This is a genomic window from Peptoniphilus harei (assembly GCF_900454685.1).
In the GTDB taxonomy this organism is placed as follows: domain Bacteria; phylum Bacillota; class Clostridia; order Tissierellales; family Peptoniphilaceae; genus Peptoniphilus_A; species Peptoniphilus_A harei.
Window position 1 is genome coordinate 1,517,526 of sequence record NZ_UATM01000032.1, and the last position, 13,011, is coordinate 1,530,536.

Sequence of the window (13,011 nt, forward strand, 5' to 3'; positions counted from 1 at the left end):
CTTAAATCACCTAAAATAATATTAAGTAAGAAATCACACAAAGTATAATTTCTACTAATGAAAATACTGCTACTATCTTTTTCTCATGCCATCCCTTGTGTTCAAAATGATGGTGAAGTGGTGACATAAGGAAAACTCTCTTTCCCCTAGTTTTAAAGCTAATTACTTGAATTATAACTGAAAGTGTTTCTATAAAGTAAATTCCACCTGCAATAGGTAAAATTAAGGGCACATTTAAAAGAAATGCTATGGCAGAAATTGCTCCACCTAAGGCAAGAGATCCTGTGTCTCCCATAAAAACTTTTGCTGGAAACTTATTGTAGTATAAGAATCCCATTAAAGCACCTGCTAAGGCAAGGCAAAATAGAGAAATTTCATATCTTTGAAATTTAGCTGCAACAATATTAAAAAATATTAGGCAAATAATTGTCACGCTTGTTGAAAGTCCATCTAAACCATCAGTTAAGTTTACTGAATTCACTGTACCCACAATTACAAAGATAACAAAGGGAATATATAAAAATCCTATGGACCTATAGTCTTTTAAAAAGGGAATATATAAATCTGTCCCCATTCCTTTAGAATTGTATTGGTATATTATTAAAATAACTGCAACTAAAATTTGAAGGAGTAACTTTTGATAGGCACGAAGTCCTAAGTTTCTCTTCATTACAACCTTGATGTAGTCATCAATAAAACCAACTGCTCCAAAGGCAAGAGTTGAGAATAATATCATTAAAACTGAAACTTTAAAGTTTGCTGTTATAAGACTTGTCACAATAACAGATGCTAAAAATATTAATCCACCTATAGTTGGAGTCCCACTTTTAATTAAGTGAGACTGGGGTCCATCTTCTCTTATACTTTGTCCTGCGTGTAAACTTTTTAATATGGGAATTATAATTTTTCCAAAAATTATGGAAAGAACAAATCCCAAGCCTATATTAATTACATAATTCATCGTTTTTTAACCTAATTCCTTTTATTGTTTCTATTTTCCTTCTTATTATTTGTGTTTTTCTTAGATTTTTTAATATCTTTTTTATTTCTTTTATCTTTTTTTGAATTTTTATTTTCTTCTAAGTTTTTCTTGTTTTTTAAATTTGTTTCATTAGAAGAGTTATTAGTATTTTTATTAGTTTCGTCACTTATATTTTCTTGGTCTATTTTTGAATAGTTAAGAGTTACACTTTCATTTCCACTTAACTTTTGACCAGGTCTTGGACTTTGCGATATAAAGTCGCCATTTCCCTTGATATTATACTCTAAATTCATGGAATTTAAAATAGATTGGCTTTCTTTTCTAGTCTTCTTGCTAAAGTCTGGCATTATTAAAATACCACTGTCCTTATCATTTACAGCTAGATCAATTATAGTGTCTTTTAAGACATAAGAGCCTGCTGATGGACTTTGATTAGCGACAACAGAATATGGTAACACATTTTCTGAATTGTTGTTAAACTTAAGTCCAGAATCAATTAAAATCTTTCCTGCATCTTCAAGAAGGAGTCCTCCTACATTTGGAACAGAAATAAACTCATCTTTTTCATCAACTTCTTCAGTTTTTTGAATTTTCATATAGTTAAGAGACTTTTCCAATACATCTTGAACTACTGGAGCTGCAACTACACTACCAAGTATCCCTCCCTTAGGATTGTTAATAACTACAAGAACTGTTAGCCTTGGGTCATTAAGTGGTGCTACGCCAACAAAAGATGAGTTATATGCTTCAAGATAACCTGTAGGTGTAGCAATATTTGCAGTACCAGACTTACCACCAACTATATAACCTGGAACCTGAGCGCGTTTACCTGTACCATTTTCCACTACTCTTCTCATCATCATCTTCATTTTACCAGAAGTTTCTTCTGAGATTACCCTTCTCCTAAGTTCAGTCCTCTTTCTGTCAATTACATTTCCATTGGCATCTACCATTTCTTTAATAAGTGTTGGTTTATTTAAATAACCACCATTGGAAATTGCACTTACTGCATTTATAAGTTGTAAGGGAGATACAGCAATTGAGTGTCCATAAGACATTGTTGCAAGGTTAACCTTGCCTATATCTTTATAAGACCTTGGAACTATACCAGTTGATTCCCCATAAAGCTCTATTCCAGTTTTTTTACCAAAACCAAAAGCCTTTATGTATTTAAGAAACTTTTCAGCTCCTAGGTCTCGACCAACTTGGATCATAGTCATATTACATGATTCTTCTATTGCCTTTGCAAGGGTCTTTTTTCCTCTAGTGTTACTAGTACAAGTTAATTTGTTGTTGCCCATTACCATAGCCCCATTACATACATATTGGGAGTCTGGTTGAGCTGCATTTTCTTCTATAGCAGCTGCTGCTGTTATAAGTTTAAAGGTTGAACCTGGTTCATACTGATCGTTGACGTTAAAGTCTCTCCAGTTATCATAGAGAATTTCCATTTTTTCTTCTTCAGTTAACTTATCCCACTCTTCTTCTTGTTTTTCATTTAAAGGAGCCCTAGGATCATTTAAATTGTAGTCATCTTTAGTTGTCATAGCTAAGATTTCTCCAGTCATAGTATCCTGAACTATGATAGAAACCTTATCTGCCATATTCTCTTTTTTTGCATTCAAAGCTGCAGTTTCTGCAAACTGCTGGATATTTGAATCTATGGATAAAACCACTGAGTAACCTTCTTTAGGTGCATAAGTTTCTTCATCTGTTAGTGGAATTTTGTTTGATGCATTATCCTTTAATGAAACATTCTTACCAGAAATTCCTGATAACTCTTCATCATAGGATGCCTCAATCCCATATTGGCCCACATTCTCATCATTTGTAAATCCAATAATATAGGATGCCAAATTGTTAAAAGGATAAAGCCTTCTAGTTACATCGTCAATAGACATAGGAATGAGGTTTGATTTTTTATTATCTTTTTTTTCTTTATTTTCCTTGATAATTTTTATTTGCTGGTCCTTAAGTTCTTGGGCCTTGCCTCTTTCAATGTTAGTTGCAAGCCTTACAACCTTGTCGCCCTTCATCTTAGATCTTATTTCCTCGTAATCTACACCTATTGTATCAGAAATAATTTTGGCATCTTCATCATAAAGTTTTTCTTTTCTATTTTCAAAGTCATTTTCACTTTCATTTTTTCTCTCTTTTAAATAATCCATGTTATAAAAAACATTACATTTAGTGACATTGATCGCCATTTCTTTATTATTTCTATCGTAGATTATACCCCTGTTAGAGTTTATAACTTCAGTCCTAGTTAGTTGGTTTAAGGCTGAAATAGTCAGTTCTTCTGACTGAACTATTTGGATCCACAGAAGTTTACCAATTAATATTACAAATAAAAAAGCTAGAAAGATAAAAAATACAAATATGAATCTGTTGGCATTATTTGTCTTTGCCTTAAATCCACCTCTATTTTTTCTATCTCTAGCTTTTCTTTTATTAGTTTTCAATTATATCCCCCTAATCTCTTGTAAAAGACCTAAGGACAGAGACAATTGGACTCAAAAATACGTTGTAGTTAATGTCTGCCAAATTTTCTTCTTCCCCTGAATCAATGTAAACTATTTGGTCTTCAGAAGGATAAACCATACCAAGCTTATACATTGCTTCTTCTGCTATCTGAGCAGATGATTTTACAGCTTTAATATCGCCTACAAGAGTTGTTTTTGTTTTATTTAATTCTTCAATTTCAGCCTTTTGCTTAAGGATTTCCCTGTCAAGACCTGCAATCTGTGAATACATAATGAGTACAGCTGCAAATACCATAATGACAATTGCCATAGTCAAAATAAAAGGCTTGTTTTTTAAAAGTTGATTTCTATATATATTATAACTTTTATTTGGATTTTTAGTTAATCTTTTTGCCATTTTACACCTCTAATTTTTCGGCAATCCTTAATTTGGCTGAATGAGACCTGTTGTTTTCTTTTAACTCGTCTTCACTTGCAGTTATAGGCTTTCTTGTTATAATTTTAATTTCTTTTTTCTTGTCACAAGTACAAATTGGTGCAGATGGAGGACAGATACAATCTTTTTCCAAATATTTAAAGGAATTTTTTACTATTCTGTCTTCTAGTGAATGAAAAGTTATAATTGCAATTCTTCCACCTGGGTTAAGTCTTGTTACAAATCTTTCAATAGAATCTTTTAGAACTTCAAGCTCTTTATTAACTTCAATTCTTAAAGCCTGAAAAGTTCTTTTGGCTGGATGGGGTCCATTTCTTCTAGCACCTGCAGGAATAGCTTTTTTTATAGTTTCAACAAGTTCAAAAGTAGTTTCAATTTCCTTGTTCTTTCTCTCATCTACAATGAATTTGGCAATCCTTGCTGCCCACTTCTCTTCTCCATATTCCTTTATAATTCTTGTAATTTCGCTTTCACTGTAGTTATTTACAATATCTCTTGCAGAAATTTCAAGGTTTTGGTCCATTCTCATGTCAAGTGGAGCATCAAACCTATAAGAAAAGCCTCTCTCTGGATTATCAAATTGATAGGAGGAAACTCCAATATCAAGTAAGACTCCATCAATCTTATCAATTCCAAGTTCATCAAGAGCTTTTTCATAATCTATGTAATTTAAGTTAAAAAATTCTACGTTTTTATATGCTGAAAGTCTATCTTTAGCAACTTCAAGAGCTTCTGTGTCTTGATCAATGCCAATTAAAAGTCCAGTCCCCTTTAATTTTTTAAGAATTTCACGGCTATGACCTGCACCACCAAGAGTTCCATCGAGGTAAATCTTTCCCTCTCTAACATTTAATCCTTCAATTGTCTCATTTAAAAGAACACTTTTGTGTGCAAATTCCATTATATTCCCAACTCCGACATTTTTTCAGCAAGCTCTTCATAGGATAGAGCTTCTTCTTCATTGTACTTATTCCAGTTTTCTTCTGACCAAATTTCCGCCCTATTTGAAAGACCTATTATTACGCACTTGTCAATAAGGTCTGCATATTCTCTTAGGTGCTCTCCAATTAATACACGTCCCTGCTTATCAAGTTCACAGTCAACGGCACCTGAGAAAAAGGTTCTCACAAAAGACCTAACAGCCTTGTTAGTCATTGGAAGTTCCTTTAGTTTATTCTCAATTTTTTCCCATTGGTCACTTGGATATAAAAATAGACAGTCATCTAGACCCTTAGTCATAACAAATGATGAAAGGTCTTCTCTAAACTTTGATGGAATTGTTACTCTTCCCTTGGGGTCGAGATTGTGTCTGAATTCACCAATTAACATAAATATTCTCCACTTTATTCCATTTTAACTATTTTTTACTCCACTTTGTTCCACTTAAGTTAATTTTACTACACAAAGTCCCCATATTCTAGTCTTTTAATTAGTTTTAACAAAATAGGACTATAGGCCCTAAATTTTTATTTATAATAAATAATGTTTTCATAAAATACAATTTTTCTTGTCAGTAAAACGAATTTCTAATTTTTTTAATAATCAATCTTAAAAGTAAATTTATAATTAATTGCAAAAAATAAATTTTTGCACAAAAAAAATCGACTATCTCTAGTCGATTAAATCTTTTTATAAAATTATTTTCTTCCAATGAAATAAAAATCAGATCCTTGTCCTAATTTTGAATGAACTCCATAATCAAATCCATGAAGCTCCATTATTGTCTTCACAATATAAAGTCCAAGACCAGTTCCTATTTCAGGTCTTGTGTGGTTGTCACGAACCCTATAGAACCTATCCCATATTCCCTTTACATCTTCTTCGCTAATTCCTATTCCCCTATCAATACAGTGAAATTCAGTTTTATTTTCGTCGCCCTTTATGACTAATTTTATTTCCTTATTGACTGGTGAATAATTTATGGCATTGTTAATTAAATTATAAATTACCCTGTTTATTTTAGACCTATCAGCTAAAATTCTTGTATCTCCAGAAGCCTCAATAGTAAATTTGTATTTTGCAAAATCCTTATTAATCTTAAACCTATCCAGGACTTCTTCCACAGATTCTCTAAGATCATATTCCTCTTTCTTTATCTCTTCCAAGTTAGATTCGATCTTTGACAAGTCTAACAAGTCATTTACAAGAGCTGTTAGCTTGTCGGCCTCACTAATTATTGTCTCCAAGTGTTTGTTTCTCAAGACTTCGTTGGAACCTGATATATCTCTAATCATTTCACCGTAGGACTTTATAACTGTCAAAGGGGTCTTTAAGTCATGACTGACATTGGCCACAAGATCTTTTCTCATTTCTATTGTCTTTGTAAGTTCATTTTTTGCATAGTTAAGAGTATTGGACAAATCGTCAATTTCTGTGTATTCGCCCTTCCTAAATTGAACCTTGTAGTCACCCTTGGCAAGCTCCTTGGCAGTATTTGACATCCTAACAAGAGGTCTTGAAAGTCTTTTCGATACAAAATATGCTGTGATGGATGCAAAAATCAGTGACAAGAAAGAAATTATTATAAGAATCCTTCTAATTACATCAACTGTTGCATCCACTGGCTTCAAAACTGAATTTATATAGAGGTAATAGTCTTCTCCATCAGTTTTTCCAAGATAGCCTGCATAAATTATTGATGGGTCCTTAAGATTTTCATACCTAACTGTATAAATTTTATAAGTTCTATTGTCTCTACTTAAGGATCCAAAAAATTTATCAAAATTTTCCCAAATCATCCTTGGTCTTTCTACAAACTCATCAAAAAGTCTTAAGGGAAAGACCCAAGCACCATTTTCATCGAGAACTTTTATCTCAAGTCCCTTAGTGTTGGCATAGTTTGAAAGTTTAGTTTCAAAATCTTGAGACTTGTATTCACTCCTAAGTTCGTTACCAACCTTTGTGACTTCACGAATTTTCATTGTTTCATAAAAACTAGAAAGAAATACTGTTTGAAAGAGCCAAATAGAAATTAAGATTAGTCCAGCAAAAAAGACAAAATACTTCCACAGCTTAAATAATATGCTGTTTTTATCAATTTTTATCCTCTTCACTTCTTTAATTTCTCGTATCAAACTTGTATCCCACTCCTCTTACTGTAATAATAAATTTTCTATATTCTTTTATAGAGTTTCTAAGCATCTTTATATGAGTATCAACTGTCCTATCTTCCCCATAAAAATCATAACCCCACACTTGATTTAGGAGCTTATCACGAGATAGGGCAATATTTTTATTTTTTACCATGTAAACCAAGAGGTCATATTCCTTTGGAGTAAGGTCTACTATTTCATCATCTACAAAAACGACACGACCATCTAAGTCAATTTTTAGCCCCTCAAATTCCATGGCTTGATTTTCTTCAACCTTGTTATTTCTATTTACAATAACATTTAGCCTTGCCATTAATTCCTTTGGAGAAAAAGGTTTTGTGACATAATCATCAATTCCAATTTCAAATCCAAATAATTTATCATATTCCTCGCTCCTTGCTGATAGCATTAAGACAGGAATATTTTTTATCTTTTTTATTTCCTTGTAGGATGAAAAGCCATCAAGTCTTGGCATCATTATATCCATGACAATTACATCGAAGTCTTCTTCTTTAACCTTATCTATAGCATCAAGACCATCTACAGCTTCAACTACTTCGTGACCTTCAAACTCTGCGTAGGTTCTTATAACTTCTCTTATGCTTTTTTCATCATCCACTACTAAAATTTTAAACATTTTATCACCAACTTCATTATAATAATAATTTGTGAATTTTTGATGAAGACTTTGTTAAGCCTCATCTTATAATTTATTTATATTTACTCAATTATATCAATAAGCAAAAAATTTTGTGCAAATCTTTTTTATTAAATGAAAAATAAAAAAGCCTGCAAGAAGATGATATGTACACATCAAAATCTTACAGACTTGTAAATTTTTATTAAATTATACTTTGAATAATTTTTGATCCAGCTATGATAGTTCCAATTGATGAACCTAGGTTAGCAAGGATTACAACTAATAAGGCCTTCAAAAACTTGTTGTGGATCCATGACTTAATATTAAAGATATCATCTGGAATATTATTTACGTCCTCAACTGTTGGCTTCTTTAGGCTTGCTTCAACTAAACCTGCGAACCAACCACAAGCAAGTACAGGGTTGATTGAAGTAAAAGGAGCAGCAACAAAAGCTGTTAAAACACTGAGTGGATGTGGAAGACATAGGGCTGTAAAGATTGCTGCAAAGACAGAGTTAAATATAAACCAAGATTTTATTTGTGAAAATCCTGTATCCATACTTTGCTTAAAGCCCAGTACAATTAAAATTACAATTAGGGCTGGTATAATCCAAGGAAGCAGTTTTCCCATAAAAGACTTTGGTGGAACCTTATCAAGTTCTTCTATGTCTTGGTCCTTAAAGACCTCTTCTTCAACTCCTGGAGTATGAGCAGCACCAAGGATTGCTACAACTTTATTACCTGGAGCATTTTTAATATTGTAAGCAAGATACTTATCTCTTTCATGTAAAAGAGTCGCTGCAATTTGAGGGTAGTCCTTACCCATATCTTCTATGGCAAGCTCAAGATTGTCTCTTTCGATTAATCTTTGAAGGTCTTCTTCAGACACATCTTCATCGTCATCAATAGACATTAGTGAGAAGAATAATTTTATTTTTTCAAAGAATCCCATCTTTCTCCAAATTCTCATAAAAGTTGTTTGGATACTTCTATCAGCTAGGACCAAATTAATTCCCATCTCTTCGGAAGCCTTCATACCTTCCATCATTTCTTGTCCAGGTTTTGTCTTTAGTTTTTTTGCAATATTTTTTTGATATGATGAAAGGATGAGGTTAGCAATTAAAAGCGTAACCTTCTTCTCCTTTATAATATCTATAATATTTGTATTTTTCCAAGCCTCAGGATTTTTTAAATTTTTATACCTTTGGTCATCAAGCTCAATGCAAATTGAGTCAGGATTTTCTTCTTTTATAGTTTCCCTGACTAAATTAACACTTTCTTGAGAAACGTGAGCCGTAGGTATTAAAATAATTTCCTTTCCTTGGTAATCTATTCTAATTAATTGTTCCTTCATTTTTCTCCTAAAAAGAGTTTATTCTTTTTCTTCACTTATGGTGTAGGCTTTTTCATCTACACCCCTATAATAATTTGTAGTTAATTTCTTTTCTTCAATTTTTTCTGTCATAAGTATTTTGTCATTTGCTTTAAACTTATTAAGTCCATCTTCGTTTATTATTTCATATCCCTTTAAATAATTAATTGATGAGTTTAAAATATCAAGACAAAGGGCATTTAATATGTCTTCTTGGCTGTCATTCTCTTCCTTATCTTTTGAAGAATTATCATCAGTCAAATTTTTATTTCTAAAATTTGTATTTACACCATAAATATTTTCAGACACTTCTAATAGATTTTCTTCTTTTTTTAAAATTGAATCTTTTTCATCCTTTAACCTGGAAATCTTTGAAGAGTCATTTAATAAAATGGACTTAAGTAAATAATTATCACCATTTAATAAATAGTCTACAAGTCCAAGATTCTCATAAGCCTTGATATTGTGCTTTCCTATAGATTTATTTAAGTTGTAAGTATAATATGAATCTATAAAAAATGGCAGAATAGATAAATTATCTTCAATGTCCTCCATACTTAAGTCCTTATCTATAAAGTTTCCATTAAGAGGAAGGTAGGAATTTGTTTTTTCTCTTGATAATTCAAAAGACTTAAAACTTTTATTTTCTTCAAATGAAATTTTTGAATCTTCCAATTCCTTATTTAGGCTTTCTATCTCTGCGGATTTATTTTTCAAAACATTAAACTTCTCTAGTTCATTCTCAATGACTTCAAGTTTTGTATTCTTCAAGTTTATATCCTGACTTAGGTTTTTTAACTTATCTTCACTTTTGTCTTTTTTGTCTATTAAAGAAGAGTTTTCCCTAGTTAAATTAAAATATGAAGACTCCATTTTTTTTAAATTTGAAAAACCAAGATAAAAAAGTATTAAACTTAGAATAATAAAAACAAAAGAAAAAAATGCTTTTATATTTTTACTCATCTTTACCACTCTTCTCTAAGGCCTTAATAATCCCATAATTTTTGTAATATTCAGAAACTTTCTCATCGAGAAAGTCTTTTAAATATCCTAGTTTTTCTGAAGACAAGTCACCTGTTTTGTATGACTTTTTCTCCATCTCTCTATAAATATTTAACAAGTTATTTAGATCAACATAGACTTCAGATAAATTTACCCTTTCATCTTCCATAAAATTATAGATACTTGAAGAATATATAGAAGCATAGAATACAAATAAATTTAACTCATGAGAAGGGCTATTTTGATTTAATATATAAGATGCAAATCCATCTACATCTTTAAAAAGACCATCAAGTCCTAAATCCTTATAAAGGTTTTTACTTTTTTCAAGACTTCTTTCCCTACTAATAGTTAAGAAGTCATCAACGGCCCTGTCATAATTTTCTTTTTCATAAATATTTGAATTAAAGAAAGCTCCATAGGCCTTAAGTCTTTCCCTTACTTCAGACTTAATCGCCTTATTTTTTTCTTCATAATCTTTCTTGATGTTTTTTATTTCATCAGTTTTATTAGCTTCAAATTGATAGCCATATTTTTCGTAAAAATCTTGTGACTTTAAATTAAACTTTATATCTAAGTTATCTATTTCCTTATCCAAATCCTTAGATTTATCTTCCAAGACTTGTATTTCTTCCATTAGCTTTTTATTTTCAGCAATTAATTTGTTAGAAAATTTTTTATTAGCTAATGAATATAGAAAAAATAGTGAGGACAAAATTAGGATCACTATAGAAAAAATATAGAGAACCTTTTGCCAATTTTTGCTAGTCATCTTTCACCTACATTTTTTCAAGAAGAATGCTGGCTCCACTTATTTGTCTATTTTTGTTGTCAATGCTTCTAAGAATAATAAAAGATAGAATAAAGGATAAAATTCCCATTACTAAAGAAAGTACATCTTTATTTCCTAAACCCATCTTATTGAAAAAATAATTAGAAATAGTAATTGCTGACATAAATAGAACGAGTGGCAAGCCATAAACTAAAAATTTATAAGAAAGCACTGACTTGTCATTGGTTTTTATCTTTACTATATCTCCAACCTTGGCAGAAATAGTATTGTTAAACTCAAAGAGCTCTTGTTCTGATTCAGCACACTTAGCGTTACAAGCCTCGCACGATTCTCCGCAGGCACTTTCTCTAGTAAATTCTACAAAAATTTTGTTTTCTCTTTTAGCTCTTACAATTCCAATGCTTTCCATATAATCACCTTTTCTTATTCTTCAATTACCTTGATATGAACTTCTTCTAATTGTTTTTCTGTAAGTTCTGTTGGTGCACCTGTTAATAGACAAGTTGCAGCTTGAGTCTTAGGGAAGGCTATAACGTCTCTTATGCTCTTAGCTCCTGTAAATAACATTACAAGTCTATCTAGACCATATGCAAGTCCTCCATGTGGTGGAGCTCCATATTTAAAGGCGTCAAGAAGGAAACCAAATTTTTCTTTAGCTTCTTCTTCTGAAAGTCCAAGAGCTTCAAACATTTTTTCTTGAACCTCTGGGTCGTTAATCCTAATACTTCCTCCACCCATTTCATCGCCATTGATAACAATGTCGTAGGCTTTTGCTCTAGCATTTTCCTTATCACTTACTAATTTATCTACGTCCTCATCTAGTGGGCTTGTGAAAGGATGATGCATTGCAACATATCTCTCTTCTTCCTCATCATATTCAAATAATGGGAATTCTGTTATCCAAACAAGTTTATAGTCATCTTCATCTATTAGGTCCATGTCTCTTGCAATCTTGTTACGAAGGTTACCTAGACCACTAAATACTACAGAGTTTTTATCAGCTAGGATTAAAACTAAATCTCCTTTTTTTGCATCAAAGGCAGAAATAATTTCTTGTATTTTTTCTTCTGAAATGAATTTAGAAACTGGTGAATCAATTTCATCATCAACTCTTATCCAAGAAAGTCCCATAGCCTTAAAGTCCTTTACAAAGGATTCTAATTTTTTAACTTGCTTCTTAGAGTAGAAGTCACTTCCACCATCAACTTTAATTCCTCTAACGCTTTTGCCCTTTTCAGTGTTTCCTTCAAAAACCTTAAAGCCACAATCTTTTACTATTTCAGAGATATCCTTTAGTTCCATACCAAATCTTAAGTCTGGTTTATCTACTCCAAACCTATCCATTGCTTCAGAGTATTTCATTCTTTTAATTGGAAGTTCAATGTCCTTATTAATTACTTCTTTGAATAATTTTTGAAGATATCTTTCGTTAAGACTCATTACATCTTCTTCATCTACAAAGCTAAGTTCCATGTCAATTTGAGTAAACTCAGGTTGTCTATTGGCCCTTAGGTCTTCGTCTCTAAAGCATTTTGTAATTTGAATATATCTATCAAGTCCTGCCACCATAAGTAACTGTTTCATTAGTTGTGGTGATTGAGGAAGGGCATAAAATTCTCCAGGATTAACCCTACTAGGAACTAGGTAGTCCCTTGCTCCTTCAGGAGTTGGCTTAGTTAGCATAGGAGTTTCAACTTCTATAAATCCGTTTTCATAAAAGAAGTCACGAGTAATCTTATAAATCTGTGAACGAATCATGAGATTTTTTTGCATACTTGGCTTTCTTAAATCAAGAGTCCTATATTTAAGTCTCATGTTTTCAGAAACATTATCATTGTCCTTAACATAAATAGGTGGAACTTCTGATTCACTTAAGATTTTAAGTTCTGTTGCTAAGACTTCAACCCTACCAGTTTCTAATTCTTCGTTAATTGAAGATCTCATACGAACTTGTCCCTTTACAGCAATTACAAATTCTCCACGAAGGTGAGATGCCTTTTCCAAAAGTTCATCTGATGAAGTATCATCGAAAACAATTTGTGCAATTCCACTTCTATCTCTTAAATCAACAAAAACTATAGATCCAAGTGACCTTTGTTTTGCCACCCAACCCATTAGGGTAACTTCTTTTGAAATCATATCTTCTGAAATCTCATTACAATAATTTGTTCTTTTGAGATTTCCCATTTTTTCAGCCATATTTCCTCCTAA

12 protein-coding genes are annotated in these 13,011 nt (G+C 31.7%); all 12 read right to left on the reverse strand.

What is annotated here, in order from left to right; genetic code table 11:
* Positions 1-10: 10 nt before the first annotated feature.
* Positions 11-961, reverse strand: a complete 951-nt coding sequence (gene mraY, locus DRZ96_RS08590) for a phospho-N-acetylmuramoyl-pentapeptide-transferase (protein WP_112890328.1) — start codon at positions 959-961, stop codon at positions 11-13.
* Between the two features lie 11 nt (positions 962-972).
* Positions 973-3,444, reverse strand: a complete 2,472-nt coding sequence (locus tag DRZ96_RS08595) for a penicillin-binding transpeptidase domain-containing protein (protein WP_112890329.1) — start codon at positions 3,442-3,444, stop codon at positions 973-975.
* A 10-nt stretch (positions 3,445-3,454) separates the two neighbouring features.
* On the reverse strand, positions 3,455-3,862 hold the full coding sequence (locus DRZ96_RS08600; protein ID WP_112890330.1) for an FtsB family cell division protein: 408 nt from the start codon (positions 3,860-3,862) through the stop codon (positions 3,455-3,457).
* Between the two features lies 1 nt (position 3,863).
* Positions 3,864-4,802, reverse strand: coding sequence for a 16S rRNA (cytosine(1402)-N(4))-methyltransferase RsmH (rsmH, locus tag DRZ96_RS08605; protein ID WP_112890331.1), 939 nt, complete (start codon positions 4,800-4,802; stop codon positions 3,864-3,866).
* The gene (gene mraZ / locus DRZ96_RS08610) at positions 4,802-5,230 is read right to left on the reverse strand and encodes a division/cell wall cluster transcriptional repressor MraZ (RefSeq protein ID WP_005956849.1); all 429 of its coding nucleotides are present in this window, start codon (positions 5,228-5,230) and stop codon (positions 4,802-4,804) included. The genes rsmH and mraZ overlap by 1 nt, the downstream gene beginning before the upstream one ends.
* Before the next feature lie 308 nt (positions 5,231-5,538).
* On the reverse strand, positions 5,539-6,975 hold the full coding sequence (locus tag DRZ96_RS08615) for an ATP-binding protein (protein ID WP_112890332.1): 1,437 nt from the start codon (positions 6,973-6,975) through the stop codon (positions 5,539-5,541).
* Complete coding sequence (locus tag DRZ96_RS08620) at positions 6,959-7,630, reverse strand: response regulator transcription factor (RefSeq protein WP_070701648.1); 672 nt, start codon at positions 7,628-7,630, stop codon at positions 6,959-6,961. Before DRZ96_RS08620 ends, DRZ96_RS08615 begins: the two co-directional genes overlap by 17 nt.
* A 205-nt stretch (positions 7,631-7,835) precedes the next feature.
* Entirely contained in the window at positions 7,836-8,987 is a 1,152-nt protein-coding gene (locus tag DRZ96_RS08625; RefSeq protein WP_112890333.1) for a TraB/GumN family protein, read from the reverse strand.
* Positions 8,988-9,005: 18 nt separating this feature from the next.
* Positions 9,006-9,968: a hypothetical protein gene (locus DRZ96_RS08630; RefSeq protein WP_112890334.1), complete on the reverse strand. Its 963-nt coding sequence runs from the start codon at positions 9,966-9,968 to the stop codon at positions 9,006-9,008.
* Positions 9,961-10,779: a hypothetical protein gene (locus DRZ96_RS08635; protein WP_112890335.1), complete on the reverse strand. Its 819-nt coding sequence runs from the start codon at positions 10,777-10,779 to the stop codon at positions 9,961-9,963. The genes DRZ96_RS08630 and DRZ96_RS08635 overlap by 8 nt, the downstream gene beginning before the upstream one ends.
* A gap of 7 nt (positions 10,780-10,786) precedes the next feature.
* Positions 10,787-11,209 (reverse strand): SoxR reducing system RseC family protein, encoded by a 423-nt coding sequence (locus tag DRZ96_RS08640; RefSeq protein WP_112890336.1) that lies wholly within the window; start codon positions 11,207-11,209, stop codon positions 10,787-10,789.
* 14 nt (positions 11,210-11,223) lie between these two features.
* Entirely contained in the window at positions 11,224-12,999 is a 1,776-nt protein-coding gene (gene aspS, locus DRZ96_RS08645; RefSeq protein WP_112890337.1) for an aspartate--tRNA ligase, read from the reverse strand.
* Between the last annotated feature and the right edge of the window lie 12 nt (positions 13,000-13,011).